Source organism: Shigella sp. FC1661 (assembly GCF_001712525.1).
In the GTDB taxonomy this organism is placed as follows: Bacteria; Pseudomonadota; Gammaproteobacteria; order Enterobacterales; family Enterobacteriaceae; genus Escherichia; species Escherichia coli.
Genome location: NZ_MDGW01000578.1, coordinates 25,144 through 41,947 on the forward strand (window position 1 = coordinate 25,144; position 16,804 = coordinate 41,947).

At 51.3% G+C, this 16,804-nt stretch carries 18 protein-coding genes; 7 read left to right on the forward strand and 11 right to left on the reverse strand.

The window, feature by feature from the left end; translation table 11 throughout:
* Positions 1-9: 9 nt before the first annotated feature.
* The 6 genes from baeS (at position 10) to trhP (ending at position 4,923) form a co-directional block, all read left to right on the forward strand.
* Positions 10-1,413 carry an envelope stress sensor histidine kinase BaeS gene (baeS, locus tag BFF42_RS23400; RefSeq protein WP_000675150.1) on the forward strand — a complete coding sequence of 468 codons (1,404 nt, stop codon included), beginning with the start codon at positions 10-12 and terminating at the stop codon, positions 1,411-1,413.
* Entirely contained in the window at positions 1,410-2,132 is a 723-nt protein-coding gene (baeR, locus tag BFF42_RS23405; protein WP_000137873.1) for an envelope stress response regulator BaeR, read from the forward strand. The genes baeS and baeR overlap by 4 nt, the downstream gene beginning before the upstream one ends.
* Positions 2,133-2,322: 190 nt before the next feature.
* The gene (locus BFF42_RS23410) at positions 2,323-2,655 is read left to right on the forward strand and encodes a YegP family protein (RefSeq protein WP_000929408.1); all 333 of its coding nucleotides are present in this window, start codon (positions 2,323-2,325) and stop codon (positions 2,653-2,655) included.
* 208 nt (positions 2,656-2,863) lie between these two features.
* Positions 2,864-3,160: a type II toxin-antitoxin system ParD family antitoxin gene (locus BFF42_RS23415; protein ID WP_001307279.1), complete on the forward strand. Its 297-nt coding sequence runs from the start codon at positions 2,864-2,866 to the stop codon at positions 3,158-3,160.
* 1 nt (position 3,161) lies between these two features.
* Entirely contained in the window at positions 3,162-3,458 is a 297-nt protein-coding gene (locus BFF42_RS23420) for a type II toxin-antitoxin system RelE/ParE family toxin (RefSeq protein ID WP_001220181.1), read from the forward strand.
* Between the two features lie 103 nt (positions 3,459-3,561).
* Positions 3,562-4,923, forward strand: a complete 1,362-nt coding sequence (gene trhP / locus BFF42_RS23425; protein ID WP_000476011.1) for a prephenate-dependent tRNA uridine(34) hydroxylase TrhP — start codon at positions 3,562-3,564, stop codon at positions 4,921-4,923.
* A 273-nt stretch (positions 4,924-5,196) separates the two neighbouring features.
* Here trhP and ogrK read toward each other — a convergent pair whose 3' ends face one another.
* The 8 genes from ogrK to BFF42_RS23465 all read right to left on the reverse strand — a co-directional run bounded on the left by ogrK (position 5,197) and on the right by BFF42_RS23465 (position 11,799).
* The gene (gene ogrK / locus BFF42_RS23430) at positions 5,197-5,415 is read right to left on the reverse strand and encodes a prophage transcriptional regulator OgrK (RefSeq protein ID WP_000468308.1); all 219 of its coding nucleotides are present in this window, start codon (positions 5,413-5,415) and stop codon (positions 5,197-5,199) included.
* A gap of 80 nt (positions 5,416-5,495) precedes the next feature.
* On the reverse strand, positions 5,496-6,659 hold the full coding sequence (locus tag BFF42_RS23435) for a phage late control D family protein (protein ID WP_000882978.1): 1,164 nt from the start codon (positions 6,657-6,659) through the stop codon (positions 5,496-5,498).
* Positions 6,659-7,138, reverse strand: coding sequence for a phage tail protein (locus BFF42_RS23440; protein ID WP_000978874.1), 480 nt, complete (start codon positions 7,136-7,138; stop codon positions 6,659-6,661). Before BFF42_RS23440 ends, BFF42_RS23435 begins: the two co-directional genes overlap by 1 nt.
* Before the next feature lie 14 nt (positions 7,139-7,152).
* Complete coding sequence (locus BFF42_RS23445; RefSeq protein WP_039059812.1) at positions 7,153-9,600, reverse strand: phage tail tape measure protein; 2,448 nt, start codon at positions 9,598-9,600, stop codon at positions 7,153-7,155.
* Positions 9,593-9,748, reverse strand: a complete 156-nt coding sequence (locus tag BFF42_RS23450; RefSeq protein ID WP_000143830.1) for a GpE family phage tail protein — start codon at positions 9,746-9,748, stop codon at positions 9,593-9,595. Before BFF42_RS23450 ends, BFF42_RS23445 begins: the two co-directional genes overlap by 8 nt.
* Positions 9,745-10,020 (reverse strand): phage tail assembly protein, encoded by a 276-nt coding sequence (locus tag BFF42_RS23455; RefSeq protein ID WP_001031307.1) that lies wholly within the window; start codon positions 10,018-10,020, stop codon positions 9,745-9,747. The genes BFF42_RS23450 and BFF42_RS23455 overlap by 4 nt, the downstream gene beginning before the upstream one ends.
* A 57-nt stretch (positions 10,021-10,077) precedes the next feature.
* Entirely contained in the window at positions 10,078-10,596 is a 519-nt protein-coding gene (locus BFF42_RS23460) for a phage major tail tube protein (protein WP_001251408.1), read from the reverse strand.
* A gap of 12 nt (positions 10,597-10,608) precedes the next feature.
* Complete coding sequence (locus BFF42_RS23465) at positions 10,609-11,799, reverse strand: phage tail sheath protein (RefSeq protein WP_001286716.1); 1,191 nt, start codon at positions 11,797-11,799, stop codon at positions 10,609-10,611.
* A gap of 336 nt (positions 11,800-12,135) precedes the next feature.
* Here BFF42_RS23465 and BFF42_RS23470 point away from each other — a divergent pair, with 336 nt between their 5' ends.
* The gene (locus BFF42_RS23470; RefSeq protein ID WP_000161640.1) at positions 12,136-12,945 is read left to right on the forward strand and encodes a hypothetical protein; all 810 of its coding nucleotides are present in this window, start codon (positions 12,136-12,138) and stop codon (positions 12,943-12,945) included.
* Between the two features lie 140 nt (positions 12,946-13,085).
* On the opposite strand, the gene BFF42_RS23475 is transcribed toward BFF42_RS23470, so the two are convergent.
* The 3 genes from BFF42_RS23475 to BFF42_RS23490 form a co-directional block, all read right to left on the reverse strand.
* Positions 13,086-14,363 (reverse strand): DUF2254 domain-containing protein, encoded by a 1,278-nt coding sequence (locus BFF42_RS23475; RefSeq protein WP_000625667.1) that lies wholly within the window; start codon positions 14,361-14,363, stop codon positions 13,086-13,088.
* 63 nt (positions 14,364-14,426) lie between these two features.
* Entirely contained in the window at positions 14,427-16,424 is a 1,998-nt protein-coding gene (locus BFF42_RS23485; protein WP_005032116.1) for a BCCT family transporter, read from the reverse strand.
* A 126-nt stretch (positions 16,425-16,550) separates the two neighbouring features.
* Positions 16,551-16,804 (reverse strand): integrase core domain-containing protein (locus tag BFF42_RS23490; protein WP_024167457.1); only part of this gene is annotated, 254 nt, incomplete at its 5' end.

The following is a 16,804-nucleotide window of genomic DNA, read 5'->3' on the forward strand; positions in this document are numbered from 1 at the left end:
GAGCGCGCAATGAAGTTCTGGCGACCCGGTATTACCGGCAAACTGTTTCTGGCGATTTTCGCCACCTGCATTGTCTTGCTGATCAGTATGCACTGGGCGGTGCGTATCAGTTTTGAGCGTGGCTTTATTGATTACATCAAGCATGGTAATGAACAGCGATTACAACTGTTAAGTGATGCGCTTGGCGAGCAGTATGCGCAGCATGGCAACTGGCGCTTCCTGCGCAACAATGATCGCTTTGTCTTTCAGATCCTGCGTTCATTTGAACACGATAATTCGGAAGATAAACCCGGCCCGGGTATGCCACCGCACGGCTGGCGTACCCAGTTCTGGGTGGTTGATCAAAACAACAAAGTGCTGGTTGGTCCGCGAGCGCCGATTCCACCTGACGGTACACGGCGACCCATTCTGGTCAACGGTGCGGAAGTTGGCGCGGTGATCGCCTCCCCCGTTGAGCGGTTAACGCGCAATACTGATATCAATTTCGATAAACAACAGCGGCAAACCAGCTGGTTGATTGTCGCCCTGGCAACGTTACTCGCGGCACTTGCCACTTTTCTGCTGGCGCGCGGTTTACTGGCACCGGTAAAACGACTTGTCGATGGCACGCACAAACTGGCGGCGGGCGATTTCACTACCCGCGTAACGCCCACCAGTGAAGATGAACTGGGCAAACTGGCGCAAGACTTCAACCAGCTTGCCAGCACACTGGAGAAAAACCAGCAAATGCGGCGCGATTTTATGGCCGATATTTCTCACGAACTGCGTACGCCATTAGCGGTGCTGCGCGGTGAACTGGAAGCCATTCAGGATGGCGTGCGTAAATTCACGCCGGAGACGGTGGCGTCTTTACAGGCGGAGGTCGGTACACTGACCAAACTGGTTGACGATCTCCATCAGTTGTCGATGTCTGATGAAGGCGCTCTCGCCTATCAAAAAGCACCGGTAGATTTGATCCCACTGCTGGAAGTGGCGGGCGGCGCATTTCGCGAACGATTCGCCAGTCGTGGCCTGAAACTGCAATTTTCCCTGCCAGACAGTATTACCGTATTTGGCGATCGCGACCGTTTAATGCAGTTATTCAATAACTTACTGGAAAACAGCCTGCGCTACACTGACAGCGGCGGCAGCCTGCAAATCTCTGCCGGGCAGCGCGACAAAACGGTGCGCCTGACCTTTGCCGACAGTGCGCCAGGTGTCAGTGACGATCAGCTACAAAAATTGTTTGAACGTTTTTATCGCACCGAAGGTTCCCGCAACCGTGCCAGCGGCGGTTCCGGGCTGGGGCTGGCGATTTGCCTGAACATTGTTGAAGCACATAATGGTCGCATTATTGCTGCCCATTCGCCTTTTGGCGGGGTAAGCATTACAGTAGAGTTACCGCTGGAACGGGATTTACAGAGAGAAGTATGACCGAGTTACCAATCGACGAAAACACACCGCGTATTTTGATCGTGGAAGATGAACCGAAGCTGGGGCAGTTGCTCATTGATTATCTGCGTGCTGCGAGCTATGCGCCGACGCTTATCAGCCACGGCGATCAGGTACTGCCGTATGTGCGCCAGACACCACCGGATCTGATCCTGTTAGATCTGATGCTCCCTGGCACCGATGGCCTGACGCTGTGCCGGGAAATTCGTCGTTTTTCTGACATTCCGATCGTGATGGTGACGGCAAAAATCGAAGAGATCGATCGCCTGCTGGGGCTGGAGATTGGCGCAGATGACTACATCTGCAAGCCGTACAGCCCACGGGAAGTGGTAGCGCGCGTCAAAACCATTTTGCGCCGTTGCAAACCGCAGCGCGAGTTGCAGCAACAGGATGCTGAAAGCCCGTTGATTATCGACGAAGGTCGTTTTCAGGCTTCATGGCGCGGTAAAATGCTTGACCTGACGCCTGCGGAATTTCGTCTGCTGAAAACGCTCTCTCATGAACCAGGAAAAGTGTTCTCCCGCGAGCATTTGCTCAATCATCTTTATGACGACTACCGCGTAGTAACCGACCGCACCATCGACAGCCACATTAAAAACCTGCGCCGCAAGCTGGAATCTCTCGACGCCGAACAGTCATTTATCCGCGCCGTTTACGGCGTCGGTTACCGCTGGGAAGCCGACGCCTGCCGCATCGTTTAGTTTTAGCGACATTATTTTGTTAGCCGGAGATGGCGTTCAGACCCGATCCGGCCACATTATCCCACGCATGGTCAGCAAACTGACATTATCTCTCCGCCCTGGCAGGCATCAGAAAATCGCTCATACTTTAATCGGTAAACAGCACCTTTAGATGCTGTTTTCGATACACAATTTCAATCAAGGAGTCATTATGGCTGGTTGGTTTGAACTCAGTAAGAGCAGTGATAATCAGTTCCGGTTTGTGCTAAAAGCGGGCAATGGTGAGACTATCCTCACCAGCGAGCTGTATACCTCAAAAGCCTCTGCGGAAAAGGGCATCGCGTCGGTGCGTAGCAACAGCCCGCAAGAAGAACGCTATGAGAAAAAAACGGCAAGTAACGGCAAATTCTATTTCAATCTGAAAGCCGCTAATCATCAAATTATCGGCTCCAGCCAGATGTACGCCACCGCGCAATCTCGTGAAACCGGAATTGCCTCCGTTAAAGCCAATGGCACAAGCCAGACGGTGAAAGACAATACGTAATTACGATGCCGGGCGTGGGTTGTTGGCGTCCGGCTTTATATCCAAATAACGCTTAGTTATTAATAATTAAGAGTAACCGCCGCCATTAAAATAGTGGGCACTGACGAGCACTCGTTGTGCTTTCTTTGTTTACCATCCCATACTTATCCTCCTGAACATGTTCATGTGCCAAAATATCTTCTAATACTTTCGTGACGCTATCCGGTTTATGACATACACTGATGTAAGATTTTTACTTACAGGCGGGCGTAAAATGGCCAGAACGATGACGGTTGATCTCGGCGATGAGTTGCGTGAATTTATCGAGTCCTTAATTGAATCCGGCGACTATCGCACCCAAAGCGAAGTGATCCGTGAGTCACTGCGATTACTTCGAGAAAAGCAAGCAGAGTCTCGCCTGCAAGCGTTACGTGACATGCTCGCAGAAGGGTTGAGTAGTGGTGAAGCTCAGCCGTGGGAAAAGGACGCGTTCTTACGGAAGGTGAAAGCAGGGATAAGGAAATAATGTGCGTATTATTAAACTCATGCCAAAAGCCAATGAGGATTTAGAAGGCATCTGGTATTACAGCTATCACCATTTCGGCGAACCACAAGCCGACAGATATGTGGAACATCTTTCAGACGTTCTCCAGATTCTGAGTAACAATAATATAGGTACGCCCAGACCTGAATTAGGCGAAGGTATTTTTGTTCTTCCTTTTGAACGCCACGTCATTTATTTCCTGCAATCACCAGGGGAAATTATCGTCATTCGTATCCTTAACCAAAACCAGGACGCCACCAGACATTTACACTGGAGCTAAACCCGCCGATTGCGCTACAATGCCCGCCACTTAAAGTGGGGGCACTCCCCTAACCGCTTCATCAGGTGAAGCGGATCTGACCTGTCATCAGAACGAGAGAATTATGTTTAAACCGGAACTCCTTTCCCCGGCGGGAACGCTGAAAAATATGCGTTACGCTTTCGCTTATGGCGCAGATGCTGTTTATGCGGGCCAGCCGCGTTATTCCCTGCGTGTGCGCAACAACGAATTCAACCACGAAAATCTTCAGCTCGGCATCAATGAAGCCCACGCGCTGGGGAAAAAGTTTTATGTCGTGGTCAACATTGCACCGCACAACGCCAAGCTGAAAACCTTTATCCGTGACCTGAAACCGGTGGTGGAAATGGGGCCGGATGCGCTGATTATGTCCGATCCAGGGCTGATTATGCTGGTGCGTGAGCACTTCCCTGAAATGCCGATCCACCTTTCGGTGCAGGCTAACGCCGTGAACTGGGCGACGGTGAAATTCTGGCAGCAAATGGGCCTGACCCGCGTGATCCTCTCTCGCGAGCTGTCGCTGGAAGAGATTGAAGAGATCCGCAATCAGGTGCCGGATATGGAGATCGAGATCTTCGTTCACGGCGCGCTGTGCATGGCCTACTCCGGTCGCTGCCTGCTCTCTGGCTATATCAACAAGCGCGACCCGAACCAGGGCACCTGCACCAACGCCTGCCGCTGGGAGTACAACGTCCAGGAAGGGAAAGAAGATGATGTTGGCAACATCGTACACAAGTACGAGCCGATTCCGGTGCAAAATGTTGAGCCGACGCTGGGTATCGGCGCACCAACCGACAAAGTGTTTATGATCGAAGAGGCCCAGCGTCCGGGCGAGTATATGACCGCGTTTGAAGATGAGCACGGCACTTACATCATGAACTCGAAAGATCTGCGCGCCATCGCCCATGTAGAACGCCTGACCAAAATGGGCGTGCATTCGCTGAAAATCGAAGGTCGTACCAAATCTTTCTACTATTGTGCACGCACCGCACAGGTTTACCGCAAAGCTATCGATGACGCCGCTGCGGGAAAACCGTTCGATACCAGCCTGCTGGAAACTCTGGAAGGTCTGGCGCATCGTGGCTATACCGAAGGTTTCCTGCGTCGTCATACTCACGACGATTATCAGAACTACGAATACGGTTATTCAGTTTCTGACCGCCAGCAGTTTGTTGGTGAGTTTACCGGTGAGCGCAAGGGGGACCTCGCGGCGGTAGCGGTGAAAAATAAATTCTCCGTTGGCGACAGCCTTGAGCTGATGACGCCGCAAGGCAACATTAATTTTACCCTTGAGCACATGGAAAACGCCAAAGGCGAAGCTATGCCGATAGCACCAGGCGATGGTTATACTGTGTGGCTCCCGGTCCCGCAGGATCTTGAGCTCAATTACGCGCTGCTGATGCGTAATTTCTCCGGGGAAACCACGCGTAATCCCCACGGTAAGTGATTAATTTCGATTATTTTTCCCGGATGGAAAATTCTTAGAAACCGATCACATACAGCTGCATTTATTAAGGTTATCATCCGTTTCGCTGAAAAACATAACCCATAAAATGCTAGCTGTACCAGGAACCACCTCCTTAGCCTGTGTAATCTCCCTTACACGGGCTTATTTTTTACGTACAACAAATTGAAATAAAAGGATTTATTTCTGGTCACGTCCACACATTGACCACATCGACAAAAAAAGCCCCTCGACTGAGGGGCTTCCTGTTTCTAATTACATCCACATAATTTGCTGCCCTGACGGCAACGGGTGCGGCCTTACTGCGTGGACTTCTCCCGGCTTCACGATGTATCTCTGTACCGACTCATAAGTGATGAACGTGGCGCTGCAATTCACGTTCTGACACTGGTGATAACGCTCTTTTGTCGTGTCAGTGATATAGCGACTTGTACGCGCATGTGCGGCATGCTGGCATAAAGGACAATGAAACATCGCGAGCACCTCTTCCGGTTTTGTTGATGGTGCCATTTTAGTTAATTTACCCTTATAAAACAAACAGATAAAACAAAACATCACTCATCATCTTCTGTTTCGTACTCCACATCAGAAAGCCTGACCTCAAGCTCTAAGGACGTCGTGAAGCCGCTATTATTCAGAAAATGTGTCACCTTAGTGATTGTCCAGTCCTGCTCGTCTATGACGCGCTTAAAGCCTGATACTTTGACCGGCGTTTCCGTGTAAATATCTGCCCGACCAGTAGCCAGACTGATGGAAAACTCCGCAACGCCCCGTTGCAGCTTATCCCACTTCGCCTGAGCGGCGCGCATGGCCTGCGCTTTCGTGGCATATACCGTGGTCAGGGCAAAAACGTTGTCAGCCTCACCTGCCATGTATTCACCTTCGCGCGCTTCCGGTACTTTTGGCGTTTTCTTCTGCGTGACCGGTTTCGCTTTCGGGTGCTCCAGTGCGCGCAGGTGTTTCTCTTTCTTTTTGCGTTTCAGTTTTACCTTCTGCTTTTGTGGCTTCGGGTCTTTGGTGTGTAACCACTTTGCTGTTACGCCGGTATAGGCTCCACGGTCAGCAATCGCAAAATGATGGCGGTCGCCGTCGCTGCGGGTTATGGTGACCTGCGGGATTTTTTTACCACTGGCCGTCACCCCCTGCCCCGCTTTGAGAAACAACAGTTTTCCCATTTTTACCGAGACCTCACCGCCGTTGCGTTCTGCAAGACGGGTCAGGAATTTCGCATCAGACTCCTGCGACTGGTCGATGTGCGGGATTTTAATTCCGGCCAGTGACGGAGCGACACTGGCTTCCAGCCTGTTACGGGAGGCTATCGCCTCAACAATCGCACCGAGCGTGGTGTCATGCCAGGAGCCTTCACGGCGGGAATTGAGCGTCCCGCGGAAATCTGCACTCCGGGCGCGGATGGTGACCACATCCGGCGCGCCCCGGTGTTCAACCTCATCAACGGTGAATTTCCCTTTGCATACCAGGGCAAAACCTTTCCAGCCGATATACACCGTCAGGACAGCGCCACGAACCGGCAGCCCGACCTGCCCGTCGGCATCGTTCAGTTCAATATCAAGCTGGTCAGCCTCAAAGCCCCGGTTATCCGTCAGGGTCATGCTCATCAGACGGTCGCTGATATTGCCGGTAATATCCCTGCTGTCGAGCATCAGCATGTAATCCGGCGTCAGCGTACTACCTGCATCAAATGTCAGCGCGTCCAGCATTATCCCGCCCCCGTCATACCCGTGAATTTAGTCGCCATACTGCCAGCCTTACCGATGAGCGATTCCGCCTGTTTACCGATATCGCCATAAAGCGCGGCCAGTGATTCATCCACGCGGGTGAGCGACAACGTAAAATCAATTTTCCGGGGTGTGCCGTCTGCAAAGAAAATACTCCCTGTTTCACTCACCCTGCTGATGACATACATGCCGTAAATCATGCCGGTGCCATCCAGCAACGGCCACGCCCGGCCTTCCTCTGCCATCAGCCTGAGCGTGGTCATCGTCAGCTTCCCGCCGGTCAGTTCGGGATAAAGCACGCCGGCAAGCGTCATGTTTTCCTCACCCACACCGAGAAACTGAAAGGCATCCCGTTTACCGATACGGGGATTTGACGGCCAGCGATAATCTGATTCGCGCTGCATGGTCTGGTGTGGCAGCGTCTGGCGCATAAAAACAAACATACCTAACGCGAGCATCATTTTTCGTCACCTCCTTAACCGTCATGCATCATGCTGGCACGGGCGCGCGCACGTTTATCCCGCTCGTATTTTTCGAGCGCATCCTGTAACTGGCGGTCAGGCTGTGTCCCCGGCGCAGTACCACCCGTCAGGCTGATGTGATATTCGTTTTTACTCTGGTCCACATAAGAGCGGCCAGCCGGTGCCGTAACCGGCTGATAAGCCTGATAGCCTGCATAAGAGCTGGTCGCCGGAATATAACCACCGGTGCCATACGTGGCGGCATTAGTCCTTGCGGCGGTCTGGTCAAGTGTGTCTGACTCTTTGTTAATAACACCGAGTTTTTCCAGTACCCAGTCAATACCACTGCGCAGTTTGTTGAACGCATTAAGCGGCAGCATCAACGCGTCAGCCAGTGCCTGCCCGAACATGACGCCCGTGTCACGGCAACGGTTCAGGGTGTCCTGTGTGGCTTTAACCGGGGCAATCAGGTTTTTAAACCACTGCCACGCGGCCTGTAACTTTTCGCCCAGCCAGTCAAACACCGGCTTAAGTGGCGTGAACAGTTCCCCCACCGGCGCAAATGCCGCTTTCAGCCCTTCCACCACACCGCCAAAGAATGCGCTGACAGGCTCCCAGTATTTACGGATAAGCAACGCCCCGGCGACAATGGCGGCCACCACGGCCACAACCGGCCAGCTAATCGCTCCAATGGCGGTCATAACAGCACTGCCAACCGTCGTGAAGATTGCCCCCATTGCGCCTGCTGCCGCGATGATGGCATTGATGCCGGTGATAACCGGCCAGGCTACGAGGCCAATGGCACCGATGACACCAATCATTGCCAGTGCACCACCGACAATGATGCCGATGGTTGACGCCAGTGATTTGTTTTTCTGGATCCAGCCGTCGAGTTTTAACACATACTTTGTGGCCGTCTGCGTGAGCTTACGCAGTGCGCCTTCCTGCTGGTCAAACAGGTCAGTCCCCACCGCCTCATAAGCGGACTGAAACTCCTTAAAGTCACCGCCGAGGTTGTCCTGCATGATATTTACCAGCTCTGCGGTCTTTCCGTCTGAGGCTTTAAACGCAGCGGTCAGTTTGTCCAGCTTTCCGGTTGAGGCGGCAGTCATCAGCACGGCGGCGGCTGAACTGGCCTCCTCCCCGAAAATGGTTTTCATGTATTCAGCCTGCTGGGCAGTACCGAGCCGGTTTTTCTCAAAACTGGCCTGCATTTCTTTCAGAATGGTAAATACTGGTCGGGTGTTTCCCTTACTGTCTGAGGTTTTCACACCAAGCTCTTTGAGTGCATCCCATGCTTTTCCCGTCGGTGCCTGCAGGCGGCTTAACACGGCACGGCTTCCCGTTCCCGCCATTGAGCCTGTGATTTTTGCATCATGCAGCGCCCCGACCATTGCGGCGGTTTCTTCAATGCTGACACCGGCATTTTTTGCCACAGGTGCGGCATAGGTCAGCGCATCGCTCATGCCGTCAAAATCGGCGGCGGTTTTGTTCATCGTCATGGAGAGAACATCCCCGATATGAGCGACCTTATCGTTTGAAAGCTGAAAGGCGGATTTCATCCCCATCAGCAGGGCGGCGTTTTCTTCCATCGTGCGACGGTTCGCCAGCGCCATATTCAGCGTGACCGGCGTTGCCGCCTGAATGGCATCAACATCCCCACCGGCTTTCGCAATAATAATCTGCGCACCAGCTGCATCATCTGCCGAGGCTGCGGTATTGTCGCCGAGCTGACGCGCCTGCTTGCGTAGTGCAGCCATTTCGGCGGAGTCTTTTACCACTCCGAGCACGGCCTGCAATTCTGAGTTTTTCTGCGCAAACTCATAACCGGGCATCAGCAGCTTAACTCCGGCCATCGTTCCCGCCGCCGCAATCCCCACACCGGCAGCGCCCACCGAGGCCATATTTCCGGCCAGTTCCTTTCCGGCCTGATAACGCTGTTTTACTGCGTTAAGTTTTGCCTGTTGTGCACTGACACGCGCCAGCGCGTCGCGCTGACGGTTAAGCTGTGCGGTGGTTTCACTGATACGGTTTTTCAGTCCCTGCTCATCATGTGCAAGATTGCGGGTATTAATTCCCACAGCGGCCAGTTCCCGCTGCTGGCGTTTAACGGAATCTGTCAGGCGGTTATATTTCGCCTGTAAGTCCTCCGCCGCACGCTTTGCGGATTCCAGCACTTTCGCCTGAGCACGGGTCGGACGTTCGGTGTTTTTAAACTGTGTGGCAAGGGCTTCGGCCTCCTGCCGTGCCTTTTCAAGTGCATGACCAGTCACGGCGAGCTGTGCACTGGTCTTGCGGAATCCCTCAATACGGGATGCCTGACCGTTCAGCTCGCGCAGTGATTTTTGTGTTTCCCGGATATCCCCCGACAGCGATTTGCTCGCTGTGCGGATGGATTTAAACGGGCGGGATGCCTGGTCAACAGCCCTGAGCAATACCTGTAATTTTACATTGTTACTCATTCGTGTTTCCGCTTCGCCGGAGCGCCTTTTCGCGCCATGTGATGAGTTCGGTCAGGCTCATGGGATACAGTTCTGATGGCGGCCAGTGAAATATCACTGCCACATCCGCCATCAGGTCATCGACCGAGAGATTTTTCGGAAACGTCACTGCACCGAGTTCGGCGACAAAAAACCGACCACCTTACCGGCCAGCGCCACAAGGTCAGGCAGTTCCAGCGCGGCGACTTCCTGCTCGGTCAGCATCGGTGCCGTCATGCGCGGCAGCACCTTAATCAGTGCATCGACTTCAGAGTTCGCGACCGCAGCCAGACTGACACCGCGCAGCGTCCCGGCACTGGGTTTCATCAGCGTGACCTGTTCGATGACCTGCTCACCACGCTTGACCGGATTGTCCAGGGTAATCACATTTTCTTTGTTCATGGTTTTCTCACTTCTGAATCGGGGGTTAACCGGTCAGCCTGGCTGACCGGATGAAAATCACAGGCCGATATTGCGGCGGTGTTGCTCCAGCCGGTCGACGCCGTTCACCTTCTCAATCATGTTGATGGTGTCGATTTCGACCAGCTCCTTACCGTCCATCGTCAGCCGGAAATAGGTGCAGACCACGGAGATTTTCGACTCGGTGTCTTCTCCCTGTTTACCCTCGCCGGTGTCGATTTCTTTCTGACGTCCACGCATGACCACCTCGACGGCCACCGTTTCGCCGGTATCGTCGCGCTGGTAAGAGCCTGCAAAACGAATCGGCACGGCATCCACACCGGTTGCGGCGTAAAGCTCCCAGATAACCGAATCCGGGAAGCCCCCGAGCGACCACTCCATTGACAGCGCATCGTCATCAAGGCCGAGGTCTACCGGTGCGCTGCCGTTCATCCCCGCACCTCGATAGTTTTCGAGCTTACGGGTCAGTTTTGGCAGCGTGACGGACTTTGCAACGCCCTGATAGCTGTAGCCGTTCAGAAAGACGTTCATTAACTTGAGTTTGCGCGGCATTGCCATCGGTCAGGCTCCTTAATTGCTGTTAACCGAGGTGACCAGATTTGCCAGGTATTTATCGGTGATACGCTGGCGCAGGGTCAGGTTTTCAAGAGGAGGCACCGGGGTATAGTCGTAGTCGATATACAGTTTTCCGGCCTTGAGGGTTTCCGCATCGTTGGATTCTTCGCTAAACCAGCAGGTCGCATCCACGATATAGCCGTTTGTTTTCAGCTCACGGAATTTGGCATTGATGCCGTCAACGATGTCACGAATCAGCGTTGCGGTGATGGGCTTGTCCACCGCCCACATGTGCGCCTCAGCCATCGTGTCGGCCAGTACCTGTGCGGTGCGGGTGTAGTTTTCAAAGAGGAACAGCGGGTCATCAGAGCAGGTACGGTTACCCCAGAAGCGGAAACCGTCACGGCGAATCAGTGTTGTGACGCCTGACTCGTTAAGCAGGTCAGCATCGGTGCCGGACTCCTGCAAATCCCAGAATACAGATGCGCTGATGCCGGTAACACCGTTCACCCCGACGTTGGACAGCGTTTTATGCCAGCCCTGCTCCTGGTCGATTTTGGCACGCAGACCCAGCGCACGGGCGGTAGCATACGCGGTGGCGGTGGTACTGGTGACCGTATCCCATGCGAGGAAATCCGGCCAGATGACCATCAGCTCACGCTGGCTGAAATTCTGGCGGTAAGCTTTCACCTCGGAAATGGTTTTACAGCCCCATGCGCTGATATACCCGAAAGCGCGCAACTTCTGACAGACTGATGCCAGTGCAACAGCCACCTCTTTGGTATCCAGTCCCGGTACGCCGAGAATACGCGGTTTAACACCGGTTACCGACTCCGCCGCCAGCAGGGCTTTCAGTCCGGTGTACTGACCGTTTTCGTCGGTGGTGCCGATGATATTGGAAACGGTCTGCGCGAGTTTCGTTTCTTCGTCGTCGCCGGTGCCGTCTTCCACGCGCACAACAACGGTGACCGGTTTTGACTGGTCAGCGATGGCCTGCAACGATGCCGCCAGCGTGCCTTTTTTACCGGCCTTTGCAATTGCGCTCTGCACATTGGTAATCAGCACCGGTTTATTGAGGGGGAAGGTTTCCGCATCCGCATCGCTGGCCGTGCAGACCATGCCGACAATGGCGGTGGATACGGTTGAAATGACGCGGGTGCCGTCGTTAATCTCCAGCACCTGCACGCCGTGATGATAGTCACTCATCCGTTTAACTCCGTGGTTAATGGGTGCAACTATTTTCTGTTGTACAGAGCATGAGACGCTATTTGATCTGTCTGGTCAGTGGATGAAACAACAGATACAGAAAAGGCGGGCAATTCGCCCGCCTGTCCTAGTTTGTACTCACTCATTTTCCGACTGACAATTTACATAGCCAAAACGCTATCAAATCTGACAGTCTGCTTTGAGCGAAAAGCAGACTGTCACGCGTTGAAGTTAATTGTATTACTTAGATAAACACTATCATTTTCCTGACGTTAAGTTGTATCTTTGATAGGATTAAAAAACGTATAGATAGCTTATGCTACTGAGGGAATAAAAATGACGAAAATTAGTGAACGATGGAAGCACAATGGCATTACTGAAGGTTATTGCAATATTTGTGGGAAATATGGCTTGCTCACAAAAGATCATGTTCCTCCAAAGTGCGCCATAACCTTAGGCCCTGTTTTGCAGAAAACAGTTAGCGAATTTTTTGGTATTCAGGAACCAGTTAAACCATTAAATGCTAAAAATGGCTCTTATTTCAGAACCATTTGCAGCCACTGTAACAATAAGGTATTAGGTGGGCTCGATGTTGCAATTGAAAATGTAACAAAGTCCTTTAAAGAACAGTTAAGTCGATATATGAATGGTATGAATGTATATCCATTCATTAGAATACCTTTTGATAGCATATCTTTCACTAAGGCTATGATTGGGCACGTGCTATCAGCAACTTCAGTTGAAGATTGTAAAAAAGAACCCGTAGATAGCCCCTTCTATACACCTTTAAAGGATTATGTTTTGGGTAAAAATTCAAGTTTTGAGGAAACTCATGATATTTACTACTGGTTTTACCCACACAGAATGCACATATCCGCTCAAAGTGTAGCATTTATGAACGAAGGACATGTGGCATTTATTTGTGCTTTACATTTTTTTCCTATCGGTTTTATTATCACAATGAAAAATGAAGGAACATACCCTGCCCACTCTACAAAATTAGAACTTGAAGATAAATTCCTTACATTTAATATGACCTCTATAAATTATGAGTATACGACATTTCCATTTGTAAATCTTAAGGGAAACCAAATGTATGCGATAAGCAACGGTCATACTTGTGTGAGTTATCCAATAATTAAGTGACGGCTAAATCATACAATCTACGCATGTTCACTTTCTACATATACCATCTATAATGTCCGCTGTTGGCACAAAGCAGACGCCCACTCTCACGCGAATGCTTTGCCCTTGACTTGCCAACAACCGTATCGCTTGCTCCGCAACTATGGTTTTTTATTAGAATCTTCGCCACTAAATAAATTATAATAAATTGATTTTATTAGATATCTGTCAGAATCTATATGGTCAGCACGAGTAGCATGCTCTAATGTTTCAAATGCTAGGGTTTGTGCGGCTTCAGCAAAAATTCCAGGCCAACCCTTACTCAGCATCGACAGTCCTTTAAGGACCCTTATCTGAATTTCCCTCATACTGGCACCATCGCGCGCAACAGGTGAGAAAAAGTCTTCAAGTAGATCGTTATTCTGAAGTGGTGCAACATGTACAGAAGGATATTTCACTTCTATTTCATCAGATTTATTCTGCGCGTAAGCGGAAAGTATACGTACACCTCTGCCAATGACATCAATGGCGGTTCCAGGATCGTTCACTGCGGGGGAAAGGGCTCGGCAGGCTATTTCGGCCATGACGCTAAGACAAAATCGGGGGTCCTGAGCAAATGAACGTACATCCGAGACAATAATCGTCTCAAGTAAATCGGTGCTGATTGATGACTCCTGGCCCTGACTCAGGTACAAAACTGGCGTGGACGGATGTATGAAACTGCCCGGCTGCGCCACGAGGTATACATGACGGGGATCATTGGTCAGCAGCTTGCTGAGTTTCACCATATCAACATATTCAACATAGCCAATCTTTTTCGGATAAACTGCAACCGTTCCTTTCGGCTGTTCATTGTTCTCAAGCCATGGATATCCGCCGAGACAGGGATTTCTTGCTCTCGCAATAAATGTTTCGATGGCCGCCTGTTCTACTTTTGCCGTTGTCTCACCAACCCTCCCCAGAGAGGTCAAATGCTGTATCCAGCGAAGCAATGTGATGAGGATTAAGGCAATGACAACCAGTGTTACAATGAATAAAATGACTCTCCCCCTTTCTCCATAAGCTCCCATATTGAGGGCAATAATCCCTACCAGACTGAAGAGAAAAGAACCGATGAAGGTGGCCAGTACATTTTGTGTGGTGACGTCTTCAACAACTAAACGAGTAGCTCTGGGAGTCACATTAGTAGTGGCTGAACCGTAGGCTGTGACCATGATGCTCAGCGAAAATGTGGTCACTGCCAGCATACTCGATGCCAGTATGTTCAGAATGTTATCGACTGCTTCCGCACCAACCTTCACGGAAACCGACTCAGGTATCATTGATTTAAAAAGAATTGATAAAAGGGCCGTTATTATTGCGACAATTGCGAATAACGTTGCCCTGAACCATAGTTTTTTAAATGTCTGCTTCAGCATCCATTTCCAGCGTGAAATCATTCTGCATTCCCTCATATTGCAGCCGGGATAAATAAATGCCGCCTCTGTGGCGGCATGTTGCTGTTAACGAACCAGATGCAGGAAGTGCAGGTGTTTTTCGTACTGGTCCAGTATGTCATTAATCAGCTGTTCCTGATTCCAGCCCATTACATCATAATTTTGGCCGCCCTCTTTGAGATAGACTTCAGCGCGATAATATCGATGTTGTTCACTCTGCTGCTCATCATTATCCAGCGCAGCGAGCGCGAAGGTCGGTGAGTTATACCCGCGAAGCCTCACTTCATATATATAATTCAGCTCGTTGCCCAAATCGACTTCAAGGCGAATACGATCCTCGGCGGCGTCACTGATGTGGCTTATCGTTCCCTGCTTGTTAAGTTCCTCCTGAACCAGCGTCATGGCGGGTTGGATAATGTCGTCCATAAAACGTTTCACAAGAGAGCGCTTCGGCAAATACGCGATATTGCGTAACCTTCTCTGCCAGGGAATTGGGTTACGTGCAGCCGTAGGAGCAATAGTCGCCATGCTAAGGCTTTCACGCTTGGTCAAATCCCGACGCAGGGCTTTTAACAGTCCGTATATGGATATTAATAAGATAACTGAGAAGGGCAATGCACTCGCTATCGTTACGGTTTGCAACGCACTCAGCCCCCCTGCGATCAGCAGGGCAATAGCAACAACGCCCATGAGCAATGCCCAGAAAATTCGCTGCCAGACGGGCGTGTTTGCCACCCCACCTGATGCCAGAGTATCCACAACCATTGCCCCCGAATCAGCAGACGTTACAAAGAAGACGATGACCATCGCCATTGCAATGAATGACAGCACGGAAGAGAACGGGAAATGCTCCAGGAAATTAAACAGGGCAAGCGCAACATCCTGCTGAACGGTATTGGCGAGGTCAGTGGCGCCCTGGTTCATGATGAGATAGATGGCGCTGTTTCCAAACACCGTCATCCACATGAGCGTAAAGCCGGCGGGAACAAACAACACGCCAGTCACGAACTCACGAATTGTCCTGCCGCGGGAAACGCGTGCAATGAACATACCTACAAACGGCGACCATGAAAGCCACCATCCCCAGTATAATAATGTCCAGCCCCCCAGCCAGTTGCTCGACTTGGGTTCATACGCGTAAAGGTTGAACGTTTTACTCACCAGTTCCGACAGATAACCACCCGTATTTTCCACAAATGACTTCAGCAGAAGCACAGTGGGACCCAGGCACAAGACCAGCGCCAGGAGCAACACCGCCAGGCCCAGATTAAGCTCAGACAGGATGCGTATTCCCTTGTCCAGGCCGGACACCACCGAAATCGTCGCTAACCCCGTGATGACCACGATCAAAATGACCTGTACCGTTTCATTGATGGGCACGCCGAAAAGATGGTTCAAACCGGCATTCACCTGCAATACACCGTAACCCAGCGATGTTGCAACGCCAAAGACAGTGCCTATCACGGCGAAGATATCAACCGCGTGGCCTATAGGCCCGTAAATGCGATCGCCGATAATGGGATAGAGCGCAGAACGCAGCGTTAAAGGCAGACCGTGACGGTAACTGAAAAAGGCCAGAATCAGCGCCACGATGGCATAAATTGCCCATGCGTGCAGACCCCAGTGGAAGAACGTCAGGCGCATGGCTTCCTTCGCTGCCGCAACGGTCTCTGGAGTGCCGACAGGTGGCGAAAGATAATGCATCACAGGTTCGGCAACGCCAAAGAACATCAGGCCGATCCCCATCCCTGCCGAAAAAAGCATCGCGAACCAGGAGTGGTAGCTGAAATCAGGCTGCGCATGGTCTGGGCCCAGCTTTATATCACCGTAACGTGAGAGTCCAAGGAACGTGACGCTCAGTAAAATCAGGGCCACAGCAAGTATGTAGAACCAGCTGGCATTCGTGAAGATTTGTTGCTGAAGTAGTTTAAAATTTTTGTCGGCGACATCCGGGAATACGGCGGCAAAGGCGACAAGAAGGAAAATTAGCAAAGCAGATGTAAAGAATACCGCTTTGTTAACCTGGCTTGTAGACTTCTTTGGGGTTGTATCATTTTCACTCATAATCATTTATTCCATTAATTAAATCCGCACTGGATAGAAGGTACTACCTCTCACAGAGTAGCAAAGTTCAACTGGCTATGCGGGATTAATCGGAATGCATGGTGGAATGAGTGCCTGGATTTGCCCCTATATTTCCAGACATCTGTTATCACTTAACCCATTACAAGCCCGCTGCCGCAGATATTCCCGTGGCGAGCGATAACCCAGCGCACTATGCGGATGCCATTCGTTATAATGCTCGAACGCCTCTGCAAGGTTCTTTGCTGCCGTTAACCCGTCTGGTTTGGGCATGATACTGATGTAGTCACGCTTTATCGTTTTCACGAAGCTCTCTGCTATTCCGTTACTCTCCGGACTCCGCACCGCCGTGTTCTTCGGTT